Origin of the sequence: Melissospora conviva, assembly GCF_049523535.1 — a bacterium.
In the GTDB taxonomy this organism is placed as follows: Bacteria; Actinomycetota; Actinomycetes; order Mycobacteriales; family Micromonosporaceae; genus Melissospora; species Melissospora conviva.
Genome location: NZ_JBLLDT010000005.1, coordinates 109153 through 127330, shown reverse-complemented (window position 1 = coordinate 127330; position 18178 = coordinate 109153). Strand labels below are relative to the sequence as shown.

15 protein-coding genes are annotated in these 18178 nt (G+C 71.6%); 10 read left to right on the top strand and 5 right to left on the bottom strand.

Annotation, left to right across the window (positions count from 1 at the left end):
• Positions 1 to 23 precede the first annotated feature (23 nt).
• Positions 24 to 887, bottom strand: coding sequence for a peptidylprolyl isomerase (locus tag ACK8GG_RS13890; RefSeq protein ID WP_440356483.1), 864 nt, complete (start codon positions 885 to 887; stop codon positions 24 to 26).
• Between the two features lie 176 nt (positions 888 to 1063).
• On the opposite strand from ACK8GG_RS13890, the gene ACK8GG_RS13885 reads away from it, so the two are divergent.
• The 3 genes from ACK8GG_RS13885 (at position 1064) to ACK8GG_RS13875 (ending at position 4147) form a co-directional block, all read left to right on the top strand.
• Positions 1064 to 1780, top strand: a complete 717-nt coding sequence (locus tag ACK8GG_RS13885; RefSeq protein WP_440351823.1) for an MBL fold metallo-hydrolase — start codon at positions 1064 to 1066, stop codon at positions 1778 to 1780.
• A 24-nt stretch (positions 1781 to 1804) separates the two neighbouring features.
• Complete coding sequence (gene hisS / locus ACK8GG_RS13880; RefSeq protein ID WP_440351824.1) at positions 1805 to 3133, top strand: histidine--tRNA ligase; 1329 nt, start codon at positions 1805 to 1807, stop codon at positions 3131 to 3133.
• A 69-nt stretch (positions 3134 to 3202) separates the two neighbouring features.
• A complete protein-coding gene (locus ACK8GG_RS13875) occupies positions 3203 to 4147 on the top strand; it encodes an acyl-ACP desaturase (protein ID WP_440353794.1) in 945 nt (314 codons plus the stop codon).
• 109 nt (positions 4148 to 4256) lie between these two features.
• Here the strand turns inward: ACK8GG_RS13875 and ACK8GG_RS13870 are convergent, their stop codons facing one another.
• Genes ACK8GG_RS13870 through ACK8GG_RS13860 form a run of 3 tightly spaced genes read right to left on the bottom strand, consistent with a single transcriptional unit; the run spans position 4257 to position 7773 of the window.
• A complete protein-coding gene (locus ACK8GG_RS13870) occupies positions 4257 to 6545 on the bottom strand; it encodes an ABC transporter permease (RefSeq protein WP_440356482.1) in 2289 nt (762 codons plus the stop codon).
• An 8-nt stretch (positions 6546 to 6553) separates the two neighbouring features.
• Positions 6554 to 7252, bottom strand: coding sequence for an ABC transporter ATP-binding protein (locus ACK8GG_RS13865; protein WP_440351827.1), 699 nt, complete (start codon positions 7250 to 7252; stop codon positions 6554 to 6556).
• A complete protein-coding gene (locus ACK8GG_RS13860; protein ID WP_440353796.1) occupies positions 7249 to 7773 on the bottom strand; it encodes a PadR family transcriptional regulator in 525 nt (174 codons plus the stop codon). Before ACK8GG_RS13860 ends, ACK8GG_RS13865 begins: the two co-directional genes overlap by 4 nt.
• Positions 7774 to 8004: 231 nt before the next feature.
• Between ACK8GG_RS13860 and ACK8GG_RS13855 the strand changes: the two genes are divergently transcribed.
• Positions 8005 to 9054 (top strand): S1 family peptidase, encoded by a 1050-nt coding sequence (locus ACK8GG_RS13855; RefSeq protein WP_440353797.1) that lies wholly within the window; start codon positions 8005 to 8007, stop codon positions 9052 to 9054.
• Positions 9055 to 9144: 90 nt separating this feature from the next.
• On the opposite strand, the gene ACK8GG_RS13850 is transcribed toward ACK8GG_RS13855, so the two are convergent.
• Complete coding sequence (locus tag ACK8GG_RS13850; RefSeq protein WP_440351830.1) at positions 9145 to 10140, bottom strand: helix-turn-helix domain-containing protein; 996 nt, start codon at positions 10138 to 10140, stop codon at positions 9145 to 9147.
• Positions 10141 to 10317: 177 nt separating this feature from the next.
• Here ACK8GG_RS13850 and ACK8GG_RS13845 point away from each other — a divergent pair, with 177 nt between their 5' ends.
• From ACK8GG_RS13845 to ACK8GG_RS13820, 6 genes are all read left to right on the top strand, one after another.
• The gene (locus ACK8GG_RS13845; protein ID WP_440356481.1) at positions 10318 to 11385 is read left to right on the top strand and encodes a S8 family serine peptidase; all 1068 of its coding nucleotides are present in this window, start codon (positions 10318 to 10320) and stop codon (positions 11383 to 11385) included.
• Position 11386: 1 nt separating this feature from the next.
• A complete protein-coding gene (locus ACK8GG_RS13840) occupies positions 11387 to 13303 on the top strand; it encodes a S8 family serine peptidase (RefSeq protein ID WP_440356480.1) in 1917 nt (638 codons plus the stop codon).
• A gap of 142 nt (positions 13304 to 13445) precedes the next feature.
• Positions 13446 to 15254 (top strand): aspartate--tRNA ligase, encoded by a 1809-nt coding sequence (gene aspS, locus ACK8GG_RS13835; protein WP_440351832.1) that lies wholly within the window; start codon positions 13446 to 13448, stop codon positions 15252 to 15254.
• Between the two features lie 104 nt (positions 15255 to 15358).
• Complete coding sequence (locus ACK8GG_RS13830; RefSeq protein WP_440356479.1) at positions 15359 to 16174, top strand: SDR family oxidoreductase; 816 nt, start codon at positions 15359 to 15361, stop codon at positions 16172 to 16174.
• Positions 16175 to 16235: 61 nt separating this feature from the next.
• The gene (locus ACK8GG_RS13825; protein ID WP_440353802.1) at positions 16236 to 16832 is read left to right on the top strand and encodes an ArsR/SmtB family transcription factor; all 597 of its coding nucleotides are present in this window, start codon (positions 16236 to 16238) and stop codon (positions 16830 to 16832) included.
• On the top strand, positions 16829 to 18178 hold the full coding sequence (locus ACK8GG_RS13820; protein ID WP_440356478.1) for an MFS transporter: 1350 nt from the start codon (positions 16829 to 16831) through the stop codon (positions 18176 to 18178). The genes ACK8GG_RS13825 and ACK8GG_RS13820 overlap by 4 nt, the downstream gene beginning before the upstream one ends.

Genomic DNA, 18178 nt, shown 5'->3' with positions numbered 1-18178 from the left:
AACTCGGGCTGTTGCGGACGTGCTCAACCGGCGCTGGCGCTGCTGGACGGCTGCGGGCTCGTCGCGTCGCTCGGCTGCGGCGCAGCGGTCGCGGCGACCGGCGCGCCCACGGTCAGACTTTCGATCACCACGTCGGTCTCCGGCTTGACCTTCTCGGCGTTGGCGTTCTCCACGGTCGGCAGCTTGCCGATCTTCTCGACCACCTTCATGCCGTCGGTGACCTTGCCGACCACCGGGTACTGCGGGTCGTCGGTGTCGAAGTCCTTGAAGAAGATCAGGAACTGGCTGCCGTTGGCGCCCTTCGGGGCCCCGATCATCGCGACCGTCCCGGCCGGGTAGGCCGGGCCGTCACCGGTGTCGGCGATGTTGTCGTCGGGGAAGGTGTAGGTCGGTCCGCCGAAGCCGCTGCCGCTGGGGTCGCCGCAGCGCAGCGCGCCCTCGGCGGTGATCTCGTGGCAGACGGTGTTGTCGTAGAAGCCCTGGCCGGCCAGGTAGCTGATGCTGGCCGCCGCGCAGGGCGCCTCGGCCAGGTCCAGCTCCGCGGTGATCGGACCGCCCTGGTTGGTGCCGATGGTCATCGTCCGGACGCCCTCGGTCGGCAGACCCGTCGCCTCGGGCTTGCCGACCTCGGTGAACTCGGGGTTCGCGCCGGAGTCCTGCGAGACCCAGAGGCAGGTCTCGTCGGCGGCGTCGAGGTTGTCGGCCGGCTCGGAGTCGAAAACACCGCCGGCCCAGAGCGCGCCGGCCAGGACCAGGACCAGGGCGGCTGTCGCGCCGATGCCGGCCTGAATCCGGCGCCGGCGCCGCAGTGAGGCAGCCCGTCGCGCCATCTGCCGGTCGAGCTTCGCCCGCGCCAGTTTGCGCTGTCGGTCCCTGCTGGAAGCCACCCGCGCACCCCTTCCTCTACCCTGGTCGTCGTGGTGGTCCGGCGCACGCGCCGGGCGGACCTCGGCGCACCATGCCACATGCCCGCCAGAGTGTACGGGTAGCGGCTGCAAAAGTGTTGTACGAGCCCCGGCTAGGCTGCCGGTGACGACAGCAACCGGCGGGGAAGGGGATAGACGTGCTGGTGGCCGGCTTTCCCTCGGACGTCTTCGGCACCAATTGCTATGTGGTGGCCGCGGCGGCGGGGGAGCAGTGTGTGGTGGTCGACCCGGGAATCGGCGTACTCGACCGGCTCGACGCGCTGCTGGCGGAGCACCGGCTGCACCCCGCCGCGGTCCTGCTGACCCACGGACACCTCGACCACACCTTCTCGGTGACGCCGGTCTGCGGTGCCCGGGGCATCACCGCCTACATCCACCCGCAGGATCGGGAGCTGCTCGCCGACCCGGGCAAGGCGCTCTCCATCGACCCGGCGAGCCTCTTCGGCGGACGGCTTCCGTACTCGGAGCCGGAGGACGTGGCCGCGCTCCCCGACGGCGGCGCGATCGAGATCGCCGGCCTGGAGATCACCGTCGACCACGCCCCCGGTCACACCCGCGGTTCGGTGCTCTTCCGGCTGCCCGCCACCGGCGCGCAGTTCGACGCCGACGAGATCTGCCTGAGCGGGGATGTGCTCTTCGCCGGGTCGATCGGCCGCACAGACCTGCCCGGCGGCAGCATGCCGGCGATGCTCGCCAGCCTGCGTGACAAGATCCTGCCGCTGGCCGACGACACGGTGGTGCTGCCCGGGCACGGCCCGGCCACCACCATCGGCCGTGAGCGCGCAGGCAACCCGTACCTGCTCGAGGTGAGCCAGGCCGGCCCGACGCCGCCCGCGCCCACCCGCGGCCTTTAGATCCGCCGGAGTCGAGGAGACCCCATGAGCAAGCCCACGCCGATTTCCGGTTTTCCCGAGTGGTCGCCGCCGCAGCGGATGATCGAGCAGTACGTGCTGGACCGCATCCGCCGCACCTTCGAGCTCTACGGCTTCTCGCCGCTGGAGACCCGGGCGGTGGAGCCACTGGACCAGCTGCTGCGCAAGGGGGAGACCTCCAAGGAGGTCTACGTCATCCGCCGGCTGCACGAGGAGGGCGACGCCCCCGCCGGCGACGACACCCTCGGCCTGCACTTCGACCTGACCGTGCCGTTCGCCCGGTACGTGCTGGAGAACGCGGGCAAGCTGCAGTTCCCGTTCCGCCGCTACCAGATCCAGAAGGTCTGGCGGGGTGAGCGACCGCAGGAGGGGCGCTACCGCGAGTTCGTCCAGGCCGACATCGACATCGTCGACCGGGACACGCTGCCGGCGCACTACGAGGCGGAGATGCCGCTGGTGATCGGCGACGCGCTGCGCGGGCTGCCGATCCCGCCGGTGCGCATCCAGGTCAACAACCGCAAGATCTGCGAGGGCTTCTACACCGGCATCGGGCTGACCGACCCGGAGGCGGCGCTGCGCGCCATCGACAAGCTGGACAAGATCGGCCCGGCGAAGGTCGCCGATCTGCTCGCCGAGACGGCCGGCGCCACGCCGGCGCAGGCGAAGGCATGCCTGGCGCTGGCGGAGATCTCCGCTGCCAACGCCTCGTTCGCCGACGCCATCCAGGCCCTCGGCGTGAGCAACCCGCTGCTCGACGAGGGCGTCGACGAACTGGTCCAGGTGGTGGAGACCGCCGCCGAGCACGCCCCCGGCCTCTGCGTGGCGGATCTGCGCATCGCCCGCGGCCTCGACTACTACACCGGCACCGTCTACGAGACCCAGCTGCTCGGGTACGAGAAGTTCGGCTCGATCTGCTCCGGCGGCCGGTACGACAACCTCGCCACCTCGGGCGCCACCCGCTTCCCCGGCGTGGGCATCTCCATCGGGGTGACCCGCCTGCTCGGCCTGCTCTTCGGCGCCGACGCGCTGACGATCTCCCGGAACGTGCCCACCTGTGTGCTGGTGGCGCTGCCCAACGAGGGGGAGCGGAACGTCGCGAACCGGATCGCGCAGTCACTGCGGGGGCGCGGGATCGCCTGCGAGGTGGCCCCGACCGCGGCGAAGTTCGGCAAGCAGATCCGCTACGCCGAGCGGCGCGGCATTCCCTACGTCTGGTTCCCCGGCGTCGACGGGGGCCCCGACCAGGTCAAGGACATTCGCTCGGGCGATCAGGTGGTCGGCGACGCCGCAGCGTGGCAGCCGCCGTCTGCGGACCTGCACCCGACCATCGGCTGAGACGATTACTCGCGCGTACGGATTTCGCCCCCTACGGTGACGTAAGTTACGCCACCGTAGGGAGATTCCATGACCACCGCGCCGCTGAGCCAGACCGCCCTGCTGGTCGAGCTCGAACCCGTCGTCGCCGCCAACCTCGACCGGCACCTGGCCGCCGCGAAGGAGTGGTTCCCCCACGAGTACGTCCCGTGGAGCGAGGGCCGCACCTTCGACGGCGTGCTCGACGGGCAGCCGTGGTCGCCGCAGGACAGCACCATCCCCGAGGTGGCCCGTACGGCGCTGGTGGTCAACCTGCTCACCGAGGACAACCTGCCCTCGTACCACCACGAGATCGCCACCACCTTCGGCCGGGACGGCGCCTGGGGGACCTGGGTGCACCGCTGGACGGCGGAGGAGGGCCGGCACGGCATCGCCATCCGTGACTACCTGACGGTCACCCGGGCGGTGGATCCGGTGGCGCTGGAGCGGGCCCGGATGACCCACATGGAGAACGGCTACGTCAACGTCCACGGCGACGAGGTGCTGCACTCGCTGGCGTACGTGTCGTTCCAGGAGCTGGCGACCCGGATCGCGCACCGCAACACCGGCCGGGCCACCGGCGACGAGGTCTGCGAGCGGCTGCTGGCCCGGGTGGCGGCCGACGAGAACCTGCACATGCTCTTCTACCGCAACCTGCTGGCGGCCTCCTTCGAGCTGGCCCCGAGCCAGGCGATGCGCGCGGTGGCGGACGTGGTGGCGGACTTCCAGATGCCGGGCAACGGCATCGAGGGCTTCGCCCGCAAGTCGGTGGCGATCGCCCTGGCCGGCATCTACGACCTGCGCCAGCACCGTGACGAGGTGCTGATCCCGGTGCTGCGACAGTGGGACGTCTTCAACGTCAGCGGACTCGACGCCGACGGCGCCGCGGCGCAGGAGCAGCTCGGCCGTCACCTCGACGACCTGGAGCAGGCGGCGTCGCGATTCGAGGAGAAGCGCGACGCCCGCCAGGCCCGGATCGACGCCCGCCAGAGCTGACGACGGGCCGGTCCGGGGTTGCCCCCGGACCGGCCCGGCCTCGCGCCGGCCGCCGCGCGCAGCGTCGCCGGCCCCGAGTCGGCCGCTGCCCGCGCCGACCGGCGCAGGACTACTCGGTGCGCAGCCCGCCCGGGCGCAGCAGCCGCCAGAGCAGCGGCAGGCTCAGTGCGGTGACCAGCAGCACCACGCCGGCGCTCAGCCCGGTCATCGTGGCTACCGCGCCCCAGTCCAGGCGTACCGGCTGTTGCACCAGCCGCAGCAGGACGGCGCCGAGCAGCCCGCCGGTGAGCACCGCCAGGCCGAGCCCGAGCAGCATCGGGATCGCGGTCTGCCAGAGCAGTGAGACGCCCAGGGTGCGCCGCCGGGTCCCGAAGGCGACCAGCGCGGCCAGCAGCCGCCGCCGTTCCCGCAGCTGCTCCAGCATCGTCACCAGCAGCCCTGCTCCCAGGAGCGTGAGCAGGGCGACCACGCCGATGAGGATGCCGCGGCGGATCTGATCGAAGGTGCGGTCGGTGCGGTACGCGGTGAGTTCGTCGGCGACGAACGCGGGGTGGACGTCGAGGGCGATGTTGCGGACCCGTTCGATCGCGTCCGGGTCGGCCGGATCCAGCTTCGCGAACGCCTGCGCGTGCAGCGCGCCGAGTCCGTCGAGGCCCGCCGCGCGCGGGGTGAGGAGCAGAGCGGGTGCCCGGGTGCCGTCCGGGGCGGCGACGGCCGGCACGTCGGTCAGCACGGCCGGAACCCGCCAGTCCGTGCCGTCTTCGCTGTGGGTGATCCGCGCCGGGGTGCCCGCCGCCGGCAGCCGTTGGCTGGGGTCGTCGGTCTCGGTCCGGGCGGCGAAGGCGTCGCCGTCGGCGCAGCGCGGCAGCTGCGCGTACTGGCCCAGGGCGGCACAGTCGCCGATCAGCAGCGTCGCGTAGGTCTCCTCGCCGGAGCGCGGCTGATGGGCCAGATCGGCGCGCAGCACCCCGGTCGCCGCGGTCACGCCCGGTGCCTCGCGCAGCCGGGTCACCAGGGTGTCGATCATTCGGGCGTCCGCGCTGTGCCAGACCTGCACGCTCATCCCGGCGCGGCGCAGGTCGCTGCCGGTCTCCGCCTGGTAGGTCCCGGCGAGGCCGGCGAAGAGGGTCTGCAGGGCCAGACCCCCGGCGACGGCGACAGTCACCCCGCTGACCGTGCGCGCGGCCGTGTCGGAGTGCAGTTGCAGCCGCCGTACGGCGAGCTGCCACGCGACCGGCCCGGCGCCGAGGCGGGCGACGACCGCGTCGACCAGCCAGGGCAGCAGCGCCGCCATACCGATCAGCAGCAGCAGCACCGAGGCGACCAGCTGTTCGTCGCGGATCTGGCTGCTCTCCGGGTCGAAGTTCGCCGTCAGCAGCCCGCCGACGCCGAGCGCCGGCAGCAGCAGCCGCCACCAGAGCCGCCGGCGGGTCGGCGTCCCGCTGTTGCGGACCACGCCGAGGGGCTCGATCGAGACGCGCCGCAGCGCGAAGAGGGCGACGGCGACCGCGGTCGCGGGGACCGCGATCGCGATCAGGGCGGCCAGCGCCGGTACGGGCACGATGTCCGCGGCGAAGACGCTGATGCGCTGCAGGGTGATTCCCTCGACCAGTTGCCGGCCGGCGAGGAAGAAGAGCGCGCCGATGACGAGGCCGCAGAGGGCGGCGACGAACGCCTCTCCGGCGGCGATGCGACGGGCCATCGCCTGGTCGGCGCCGATGAGCCGCAGCGCGGCCAGCCGCCGGTCGCGCTGTTCACCGCCGAAGCGGATCGTGGTGGCGGTGAAGATGCCGATCGGCAGCAGCAGCACCGTGAAGGCGACCAGCATCAGCAGGATCAGCACCGGGTCGATGTCGTTGGAGCTCTGCTCGCCGAAGTGGTCGATTCGGGTGCCCGCGAAGCCGTGGTGGTCCAGGCCATCGGCGCCGAGGTAGAAGGAGTACTCGCCGGGGCCGGAGAGCCCGTTGTCGGCGATGGTCCCGACGATCGGGTGGTCGAGACGCTCGCGCAGCAGCTCCTCCTCGGCGAGCAGGGCCCGCAGTTTCGGGGAGACGACCATCTCGCCCGGTTTCGGCAGCGCGTCCAGGCCGGGTGGGACCGGTGCGGCGGCGCCCTCGGGCTGCAGCCGCCAGCCCTGCACGACGATGTCGTGGTAGATCGTGTCGTAGGAGGAGATCAGCAGGGTGTTCGGTCCCTGCTCCAGGGCGGGGTAGCGGAACAGCTCGTAGGAGCGCCCGTCGGTGCGGTCGGCGCGCGCCTCGATCATCGGGCCGATCGCCGCGGCGCCGAGCATCACGGCCACCCCGAGTCCGATACCGACGGCGATGAAGGTGGTGCGCAGCAGGCCGTCGCGGCCGCCGGCGAAGACCAGCCGTGCTCCCAGGAGCAGATCGCGCAACCGGGCCCTCACTGCTGCGCCGCCAGCCGGTCGTCGCGGGTGCGCCCGTCGCGCACCACGATCTCCCGGTCGGAGTACGCGGCCACCCGCGCCTCGTGGGTGACCAGGATGACGGCGGCGCCGCTCTGGCGGGCCGCGTCGGTGAAGAGCTGCATCACCCGTTCGCCGTTGAGGGAGTCCAGCGCCCCGGTCGGTTCGTCGGCGAAGATGATCCGGGGCGTGGTGACCAGGGCGCGGGCGACAGCGATCCGCTGCCCCTGGCCGCCGGAGACCTGACCGGGGCGCTTGCCGGCGACGTCGCCCACTTCGAGCCGGTCCAGCCATTGGCCGGCCCGCTCGGTCGCCGTCCGGCGCGGGACGCCGCCCAGGCGCAGCGGCAGCGCGACGTTCTCCAGGCAGGTGAGTTCGGGAACCAGCTGCCCGAACTGGAAGACGAAGCCGAAGTCGCTGCGGCGCAGGGCGCTGCGCTCGCTGTCGGACATCGCCGACAGTTCCCGGTCGCCGTAGACGATGCGCCCGGAGTCGGTCCGGATGATCCCGGCCAGGGCGTGCAGCAGGGTCGACTTTCCGGAGCCGGAGGGGCCCATCACGGCGACCACCTCGCCGGCGCGGATCGTGAACGACGCCCCGTCGAGGGCGGGGGTGGGGCCGTACGCCTTGCGCAGGTCCTCGGCGTGCAGCAGAGCGCCGTCTCCGGTGGTGGTCATGGGCGTACCGCCTTCGCGAGGTCGTCGAGGCGCGCTGCGGTCAGCTCCAGCCAGCGCAGGTCGGCCTCGAGGTGGAACAGTGCGTGGTCGCAGATGAGCATGTCGGCGAGATCGCCGCCGGCCTTGCGCCGGGTGAGCTCCCGCATCAGCCGCAGGTGTGCGGCGCGCTGGGTGTCGAGTACCTCGTTGGCGGGGCGGCCGGTGAGCAGGGCGAGCACCACTTTGCTGTAGAGGGTGCTCTGCAGGTACGGCTCGGGCTTCTCGGGGCTGCGCAGCCAGCGGTCGACGTCGGTGACGCCGGCGTCGGTGATGGCGTAGCGCTTGCGGTCGGGGCCCTCTCCGGGTTCGACGCCGGTGACCTCGACCAGCCCGTTCTTCAGCAGCCGGGCCAGGGTCGAGTAGACCTGCCCGTACGCCAGTGGCCGGTCGGCGCCGAGGTGTTCGTCGTAGGCGCGTTTCAGGTCGTACCCGTGCCGGGGTTGCTCTTCGAGCAGCGCCAGGAAGATTTGGCTGATGGACATGAGAAGGACACTACACGGCGCGTATACACGGTGTGTATACGCCCTGAGGCTAATGGATTTTCCACGCGAAAGTGCTGGTGGGGGCGGGTGCGCGGAGAAAGTTGCGCCGTAGCATCTTGCTCACGATCTTCAATGGCTGAATACTTCGGGTTGGCGCGCGATTCCCCCAAATTTCGCGCCAAACCGGACGCGCCAATCCGGTGCGTCCTCATCCTCTTCAGGAGGCTCTGTATGCGACCCACGAGGTCATCGCTGCGCCGCGTCGTCACCCTCGCCGCGGCCGGCACCCTGGCGGTCGGCGTGCTCGCCGGCACCCCCGTCCAGGCCGCTCCCTCGCCCGCCACCCCCGACGCCGCCGCCGCAATCGCCGAACGTCTCGGCGACCGCTCCGCCGGCACCTACGCCGGCGCCGACGGCAAGATGGTCGTCACCGTCACCGACGAAGCCGCCGCCAGCGCCGTCCGCGCCGCCGGCGCCACCCCGCGCATCGTCGAGCGCGGCGCCGCCGAACTCGCCCGCGCCACCGATCTGCTCGACCGCACCGCCCGTGTCCCCGGCACCGCCTGGTGGGTCGACCCGGCCAGCAACCAGGTCGTCGTCTCGGTCGACAGCACCGTCACCGGCGCCAAGCTGGCGCGGGTCGAAGCTGCCGCCGCCCGCCTCGGCGGCGCGGTCCGGATCGAGGCCGAGGCCGGCGTGATGAGCACCCTCATCTCCGGTGGCCAGGCCATCTACGCCGGCGGCGGCGGTCGCTGCTCGCTCGGCTTCAACGTCCGTAGCGGCAGCACCTACTACTTCCTGACCGCCGGGCACTGCACCAACATCTCCTCCAGCTGGTACAGCAACTCCGGTCAGACCAGCCTGCTGGGCACCCGCACCGGCACCAGCTTCCCGGGCAACGACTACGGCATCGTGCGGCACAACAACTCCGCCAACGCCGCCGGCAACGTCTCCCTCTACAACGGCAGCTTCCGTGACATCACCTCCGCCGGCAACGCCTACGTCGGCCAGTCGGTGCAGCGATCCGGCAGCACCACCGGGCTGCGCAGCGGCTCGGTCACCGCGCTCAACGCCACGGTGAACTACGCCGAGGGCTCCGTCTCCGGCCTGATCCGCACCAACGTCTGCGCCGAGCCGGGCGACAGCGGCGGCTCGCTCTTCAGTGGCACCGTCGCCCTGGGTCTGACCTCCGGCGGCAGCGGCAACTGCCGCACCGGTGGCACGACCTACTTCCAGCCGGTCATCGAGGCGCTCAACCGCTACGGCGTCAGCGTCTTCTGATCCATCGCACCGCAACGGGCCGCCGGGTGATCCCGGCGGCCCGTCCGCGTGCCGCGGTCGGCCGGAGCAGGCCTCCCACCGCCGCCGTTGTCAGAGCCAGCCGCGAGCGGACGCCTCCGCGCCGGCCTGGAACCGGGTGGTGGCGCCCAGACGCTCGACCAGCGCAGCGATCCGGCGGGTGGCGGTACGGGCGCTGACCCCGAGCTGACGGGCGATGGCTTCGTCCTTCAGGCCGGCCTTGAGCATCTGGAGCAGCAGCAGATCCTCGTCGCTGGGCTTGTCCATGACCGGTGGTTCGTCGCTGATCAGCGGCTTCGCCTGGTTCCAGTACACCTGGAACAGTTCGATCAGCGCGTCGAGCAGCCCGGACGGGTGGATCAGCGCGACGTTGTCGTAGGCCCCGCCGGTCAGCGAGACCGCCGCCACCCGCAGATCCATGATCCGTAGTTTGAACGGCAGGCTGGGCAGCATTCGGGCCTGTTCCCCCAGTTCACTGAGGCGGACCAGCATCTCGAAACGGCCGGGGCGCTCCAGGGACTCCGGGCAGTAGACGGAGCGGAGCTCGACCCCTCTGGCGATCAGGGTTTCGGTCAGCTCCGTCTCCGTCTTGTTGGTCTTGGGGGTTCCGGCCAACTCCGTCATGTAGGGCGGCCGGTCGAGGACCCACAGGTGGGTGCGGACGGACTCGATGAGTTCGTCAATCCGGGCGATGACCGTGTCCCGGCCGGACACCACCTCCACCCACCGTCCCGGGTCACGTAGCCGTGCCGTCCGGAACATCTGGTTGAAGTCCCCGATCGCGGCCTGTACGCCGCCCAGCGCCGCCTCGTTCGCCAGCCGGCGCTGGGCGACGAGCGTCGTCAGGGCCGCGTGCGGCCCGGCCGCCTCGTACCTGCCGGGTGCTGTCCGCCGGACGAGTCCGTGATGGACCAGGCGGGTGATGGCGGCGCGGAGGCGGCTCGGCGTGACTCCCAGTTCGGCGGCGCGCGCGGAGTGGGGTTGGTTGGGTTCAGCCAGCAGGAGACGGTAGACCCGTTCATCGAAACTGCTGATTCCCAATGCGGCGAGCACCGCATCGGTTCGCACGTCGCACCCTCCTGTCGCCGCCGACCCGGCCTGTTGGCGGGTTTCGCCACGTGGCCGAAGACGCCACGAAGATATCTCGACATGTTTCGGGCGGAGACGTTCACTACTGACCAGCCCACCCAGTGGTGTTGCCGGGTGCGAACCGGAATTCGTCCTTCAACGACATGAAGAGGAACAATGGCCGTTAGGAACCGAACACTTTCCCGCTACGGGGTCGCGCTGGCTGCCGCAGCCCTGGCGATCACGCTCAACCCACTGCCGGCGTCCGGCCAGCCGGCGCCCCCGACGCTGTCGACCCTGCGGTCCGTCGATGCCGGCGACAGCAGCACCGGGACCTACATCGTCACCCTGACCGACGAGCCGTTGGCGACCTACGAGGGTGGGGTCGCCGGGATCGCCGCCACCAAGCCCGGCAAGGGCAGGAAGGTGGAGGTGGGCAGCGCCAACGCCCAGCGCTACCGCAGCCACCTGAAGAACAAGCACACCAAGGTGGCGGGCAGTGTTGGCGCCGAGGCGCGGCGTAGCAACTATGTCGTCTCGAACAGCTTCGTCGCCGAGCTGACCCCGGCGCAGGTGGCGAAGTTGCAGCTCGCCGAAGGCGTGCTGTCCATCACCCCGAACAGGCTGCACAAGCCTGTCGACGACCGCAACTCCGTCGACTTCCTCGGTCTGTCCGGCAGCGACGGCGTCTGGTCCAAGCTGGGCGGCACGGCCAACGCCGGCAAGGGGGTCGTGGTCGGGGTGATCGACACCGGGATCTGGCCGGAGAACCCCTCGTTCGCCGCCCCGCCGCTCGGCACCGCCACGCCCACCGCAGCCGACCCGTACCGGCCGTACCGGCAGGGCACGACCACGGTCATGCGCAAGTCCGACGGCGGCACGTTCACCGGTGTCTGTCAGACCGGCGAGGAGTTCACCGAGACCTCCTGCAACGAGAAGATCATCAGTGCCCGGTACTTCGGTGAGAGCTGGCTGGCGGCCGTTCCGCCGGAGAAGCGCGCCGACTACGTCTCGCCCCGCGACGCGCAGGGCCACGGCGCGCACACCGCCGGCACGGCAGCCGGCAACACCGGCGTCCCCGTCACCGAGCAGGGGACCAACTTCGGGGAGATCTCCGGAGTCGCGCCGGGCGCGGCGATCGCCGTCTACAAGGCGCTCTGGCAGGGGGGGGCCGGGTGCGGTGACCGGCGGGTACACCACGGACCTCGTGGCCGCCATCGACCAGGCCGTTGCCGACGGTGTTGACGTGATCAACTACTCCGTGGGCGGTGACGGTGAGTCCGGGCCCCTCGACGCGACACAGGTGGCCTTCCTCAATGCGGCATCAGCGGGCGTCTTCGTCGCCGCTGCCGCGGGTAACTCCGGGCCGGCTGCGTCGACGATGGACAACACCCAGCCATGGCAGATGACGGTGGGCGCCAGCACGATCGCCCCGTACCCGGCGAGCATTGAACTGGGCAACGGTTCCCGCTTCACCGGCACCAGCTCGACGGTCCGGGCGACGCTCGGGCCCAACCCACTGATCACCGCTGAGGCGGCGAAGGCCGCCAGCGCAACCGTCGAAGACGCGGGTAACTGCGTCGCCGGCAGCCTCGACCCGACGAAGGTCGCCGGCAAGGTGGTCGTCTGCCTGCGTGGCGTCGTGGCGAGACCCGAGAAGTCTGCCGAGGTCGCCCGGGCCGGCGGCGTCGGTATGGTGCTGGGCAACCCGACCGACCAGGACCTCAGCGCGGACCTGCACGGCGTGCCGACCGTACACATCAACGCACCCGACACGCAGACCGTGCTGGACTACGCGGCCACCGCAGGCGCGCAGGTCACCCTGCTGCCGACCGGCCCGAGCCTGCCGTACCCCCAGGTGGCGCCCTTCTCCTCACGTGGCCCCTCGCGCCAGCACAGGGACCTGCTGAAGCCGGACATCGTCGCTCCCGGCGTCGGGATCCTCGCGGCGGTCGCCCCGCAGGGCAACGACGGGAAGAACTTCGACTTCTACTCCGGCACGTCGATGGCCGCCCCGCACATCGCCGGTCTGGCCGCGCTCTACCTCGCCAAGCACCCGCTCTGGTCGCCGGCGACGGTCAAGTCCGCGATGATGACCACCACGTACGACACCAAGACCGCAACCGGCGAGCGGAACACCGACGTCTTCACCCAGGGCGCGGGCCACGTCGACCCGACCCGGATGCTCAACCCCGGTCTGGTCTACGACACGTCACCGCAGGAGTGGCTGGGCTACCTGGAAGGGCTGGGCCACCAGACCGGTTCCGGGGTCGCTCCGATCCAGGGCAGTGACCTGAACTACCCGTCCATCGGCGTCGGCCGGCTTTCTGGTGGCAAGACCATCACCCGTACGGTCACCGCTGTCACCCCCGGCGTGTACACCGCCAAGGTCGACCTGCCCGGGTTCAAGACCAAGGTGAGCCCCTCCACCCTGCGTTTCACCGAGGCGGGGCAGAGCCGGACGTTCACCCTCACCATGGAGATCAAGTCGGCTCCCGCGGGCGCCAACGCACGGACGACCGGTTCGCTGATCTGGAAGGGTGCCGGCGCCACGGTGCGCAGCCCGATCGTGGTGACCCCGCAGGTCGTGGACGCGCCGGTTCAGGTGAAGGGCAGCGGCCCGGCCGGCTCGCTCTCCTTCGAGGTGACCCCGATGGTCGAGAAGTTCCGGATCAAGGCGTACAAGGCGGTCGCAGGGCCACAGGTGTTCGGCTCGGTCACGGACCAGGACGTCTTGGGCAGGGAGTTCCAGATCTCGGTGCCGGCCGGCACGAAGGCGCTGGAGATCATCAGCAGCGCGGACGACCAGCAGGCGTGGCTCGCAGGCATCCTCTTCTGGAACGGGCAGACGGACTTCCAGGTGGGTTCCCAGCGGGCGGCTGAACAGCGGTTCCTCGTCCCGAACCCCGCACCCGGCGTGTACACCCTCATCGTCCTGTCCTTGGAGCACCCTGGCGCCACGGAGATGCAGTTCACCGTCCAGGCGAACCTGGTCAACGGAGAGGGCGGCGTCGGCGACCTGATGGTCTCCCCGGACAAGCCCAAGGTGACCCCCGGGGTTCCGCTGACGCTCACCGCCACCTGGTCGGGGGTGCCCGAAGGGGTGCACACCGGCTACATCGAGTACCCGAACGGGGCTGGCACGGTCGTGAGCATCAACTGAGCTGACCTCGTACGGGCGGCGGGGCCGGACAGTGTGGTCCGGTCCCGCCGCTGCCGTCTTCTCCTCACCCCGCAACCGGGCGCGGGGGAGGGCTGACAGAATGCCAGGGGAAACCAGTACCGCAGATGAGGAGACTCCTGTCGTGATCCGTACCCATGACGCCGGCAGCCTGCGCGCGACGGACGCCGGCTCGACGGTGACGCTCGCCGGATGGGTGGCCCGCCGGCGCGACCACGGCGGTGTGATCTTCGTCGACCTGCGGGACGCCTCCGGTGTCGTCCAGGTGGTCTTCCGCGAGGAGGACGCGCACGCGCTGCGCAACGAGTTCTGCGTCCGGGTGACCGGCGAGGTGACCCGCCGCCCCGAGGGCAACGAGAACCCGGAGCTGCCGACCGGTGAGATCGAGGTGACCGCCACCGAGCTGGTCGTCCTCTCCGAGTCCGCCCCACTGCCGCTGCCCGTCGACGACCAGATCGAGGCCGGCGACGACATCCGCCTCAAGTACCGCTACCTGGACCTGCGCCGCAGCGGCCCGTCGGGCGCCCTGCGGCTGCGTTCGCGGGCCAACCACATCGCCCGCAGCCTGCTGCACGAGCGCGACTTCGTCGAGATCGAGACCCCGACCCTGACCCGGTCGACCCCCGAGGGCGCCCGCGACTTCCTGGTGCCCGTCCGGCTCCAGCCCGGCACCTGGTACGCCCTGCCGCAGTCGCCGCAGCTGTTCAAGCAGCTGCTGATGGTCGGCGGCATGGAGCGCTACTACCAGATCGCCCGCTGCTACCGGGACGAGGACTTCCGCGCCGACCGGCAGCCGGAGTTCACCCAGCTCGACATCGAGATGTCATTCGTCACCGAGGACGACGTCATCTCCCTCGGCGAGAGCATCGTCACCGCGCTCTGGAAGGAGCTGGCCGGTCACGAGATCTCCCAGCCCATCCCGCGCATCACCTGGCACGACGCGATGGCCCGTTACGGCTCCGACAAGCCGGACCTGCGCTTCGGCCTGGAACTGACCGAGCTGACCGACTACCTGCGCGGCACCAGCTTCCGGGTCTTCGCCGGGGCGATCGACGCGGGCGGGTACGTCGGCGCCGTGGTGATGCCCGGCGGCGCGTCGCAGAGCCGTAAGGAGCTCGACGGCTGGCAGGACTGGGCCAAGGCGCGCGGCGCCAAGGGCCTGGCGTACGTGGTGCTCGACGCCGAGACCGGCGAGGCCCGCGGCCCGGTCGCCAAGAACCTCTCCGCCGAGCACCTGGGCGGCCTGGCCGACGCCGTCGGCGCCAAACCCGGCGACGCGATCTTCTTCGCCGCCTCCACCGACACCCGCGAGGCGCAGGAGCTGCTCGGCGCGGCCCGCCTGGAGATCGGCAAGCGCGCCGGCCTGATCGACGCCGACGCCTGGGCGTTCTGCTGGGTCGTCGACGCGCCCATGTTCGAGCGGACCGACGAGGGCGGCTGGACGGCGGTGCACCACCCGTTCACCTCGCCGAATTCGCAGTGGGTCGACAACTTCGAGTCGGCGCCGGACCGGGCGCTGGCGTACGCGTACGACATTGTCTGCAACGGCAACGAGATCGGCGGCGGCTCGATCCGTATCCACCGCGGCGACGTGCAGGCCCGCGTCTTCGACCTGCTCGGTATCAGCGAGCAGGAGGCGCAGGACAAGTTCGGCTTCCTGCTGGAGGCGTTCAAGTACGGCGCCCCGCCGCACGGCGGCATCGCCTTTGGCTGGGACCGGGTCTGCATGCTGCTCGCCGGCGCGGACTCCATCCGTGAGGTGATCGCCTTCCCGAAGACCCGGGGCGGCTTCGACCCGCTGACCGCCGCGCCGACGCCGATCACCGCCCAGCAGCGGACCGAGGCCGGTATCGACGCCAAGCCCAAGCCGCCGGTCGCCCCGGTGCACGCCGGCACCGCCGGCGCCGCGGCGCCGGTGGAGCACACCAGCTGATCCACCGCGCGCCGCCTTGCCGCGGCCGCCGGTCGCACCGATCCTGACGTCCCGGCCACGCTCGTCGTGGCCGGGACGTCGTGTTCGCGGGGGAGGGGGTGCGGGTGATGCTGCTCGTGGTGGGGGCCGGTGGGTATCTCGGTGGCGAGGTGTGCCGCCAGGCGGTCGCGGCGGGGGAACAGGTGGCCGGCACCGTCCACCGCACGCCGGTGCGACTGCCGGGGGTGCCGTCGTATCCGCTCGATCTGCGTGACCGGGTCGCCGTGCGTGACCTGATCACCCGGCTGCGGCCGGACGTCGTCGTCAACACCGCCTACCGGATCGACGACTGGGCGGTCACCGCCGACGGGGCGGCCCACGTCGCGCTCGCCGCCGCCGAGGCCGGGGCGCGGCTGGTGCACCTCTCCAGCGACGCCCTGCACGCCGGCCGCCCCGCGCCGTACGGCGACGACGTGGCGCCCACGCCGGTCTACCCGTACGGGGCGGCGAAGGCCGCGGCCGAGACGGCGGTCCGCGCCATCGATCCGCGGGCGGTGCTGGTGCGTACCTCCCTGATCGTCGGCGACGAGCGCAGCAAACAGGTGCAGCTCTGCCTCGACGCGCTCGACGGCCGGGCGAGGCTCTTCACCGACGAGTTCCGGTGCCCGATCGCGGTGCAGGACCTGGCGGGGGCGGTCCTCGAACTGGCGGCCGCCGACCACGCCGGGGTGCTCAACGTCGCCGGCCCCGAGGCGGTCAGCCGCGCGGAGCTGGGCGTGCTGGTGGCGCGGTGGCGCGGCATCGATCCCGCGCGGCTGGCGACCGCCCGGGCCGCGGACCAGCCACAGGCCCGCCCCGCCGACGTACGGCTCGACAGCCGCCGGGCCGTCGGGCTGCTCACCACCCGGCTGCGCGCGGTGAGCGAGATCTTCGCCGCCTGACCTGCGTCGAAATCATGCACACTTCTTGTGCACGGAAACTATGCACAGGTATTGTGCATGCATGGCAGCAGATGGAACCACCGTCCCGGCACCCCGTACCGTGCGGATCGACAGCCGGCAGATGCGAGCGATGGCCCACCCGTTGCGGCTGCGGCTGCTCGGGCGGCTGCGCACCGACGGCCCCGCCACCGCCACCGCGCTCGCCGAGAAGCTGGCGACCAACACCGGCGCCACCAGCTACCACCTGCGGCAGCTCGCCGAGGTCGGGCTCGTCGAGGAGGCGCCGGACCTCGGCACCGGCCGGCAGCGGTTCTGGCGCGCGTGCCACGAGGTGAGCAGCTGGCGCGGCACGGACTTCGAGGGCGACGCCGACGCCACCGCCGCTGCCCAGTGGGTGGAGGCCGAGCAGGTCAGCTTCCAGGCCGACTACGCCGCGCGCTGGCTCGCCGCCCAGCAGCGGTACCCGCGGCAGTGGCGCGACGCCGCAAGCCTGAACGACGCCCTGCTCACCATCGGCCCGCAGCGCCTGCGCGAGCTCACGGGAGAGCTCTTCGAGGTGGTCGAGCGCTACCGCCGTGACACCCCTGCGGACGAGCCGGATGCCGAGCAGGTGATTGCCTTCGTGAACCTCTTCCCCCGCATCGAGCAAGAGCAATGAGCGCCCTGACCGTACGCCGGATCCGGCACCGCTACCTGATCCTGCACGCCCTGCGCTGGCTCCCCAGCGGCCTGCTGATCCCGGTGAGCATCCTGCTGATGCAGGAGCGCGGGCTGACCCTGGCGCAGATCGGCGTGGCGGTCTCCGTGCAGGGCCTTGTCGTGCTCGCCCTCGAACTTCCCACTGGCGGATTCGCCGACGCCCTCGGCAGCAAACCGATCCTGGTCGCCGCCTCGGCGGTCAACCTCGCGTCGCTGGCGCTCTTCGTCGTCGCCGACTCCTTCGCACTGCTCGCCGCGGTCTTCGCGTTGCAGGGCGTCTTCCGCGCACTCGACAGCGGACCGCTGGAGTCCTGGTACGTCAACGCCACCCTCGCCGCCGACCCCGACGCCGAGTACGAACGCGGCCTGGGTCACGGCGGCGCGGTCCTCGGACTGGTGATCGCCTTCGGCGCGCTGCTCAGCGGCGGTCTGGTGCTCCTCGGCCCGATCGGCCCGGTCAGCGCCCTGACGCTGCCCCTGCTGCCGGCGGCCGCGCTGCAACTGGTCTATCTGGTCGCCCTGCTGACGCTCCTGTCCGAAGCCCGCGCCCGCCGCGGCGCCGCGGCGATGCTCTCGTCGGTGCGCGAGGCCCCCCGCATGGTGGGACAGGCATTCGGGCTGGTGCGCCGCTCCCGGGTGCTGCTCGCCCTGCTGGCGGTGGAACTCTTCTGGGGCTTCGGGATGATGACCTTCGAAGGGCTGCTGCCGGTCCGGCTCGCCGAGGTCGCCGGCGATCCCGACCGGGCAGCCGCGCTGCTCGGACCGGCCGGCGCGATGGCCTGGCTGGCCAGCGCCGGCGGCGCCGCCTGCGTCCCGCTGCTGTCACGCCGCATCGGCACCGCCCTCGCCGCCGCCCTGCTGCGGATCGTGCAGGGCGTCACCGTGGTCGGGATGGGGCTGCTCGCCGGCCCGGTCGGGGTGCTGGTGGCCTACCTCGGCTGCTATGCGGTGCACGGCGCCGCCAATCCGCTGCACATGGGGCTGCTGCACCGCCAGGTCGACGGGCCGTACCGCACCAGCGTCATCAGCCTCAACTCGATGGTGGCGATGCCCGCGGCCGGCCTCGGCGGCATCGCGCTCGGTGCGCTGGCCGACAGCGCCGGGGTCACCACCGCGATGCTGGCCGGCGCCGTCGTGCTGGCGCTGGCGGCCCCGCTCTATCTGCCCGCCCGGCCCGCCGGCGGACCGGGCAGCGGGACAGCGGCGCCCGGCGCGAACGGCGCCGGGGCCGAAGCGGCGGGCGCAGCCGGCAGCGAGAGGCGGGCATCCCCGGTTGCCAATGCATCAGTTGAAGCAGGAAATTGA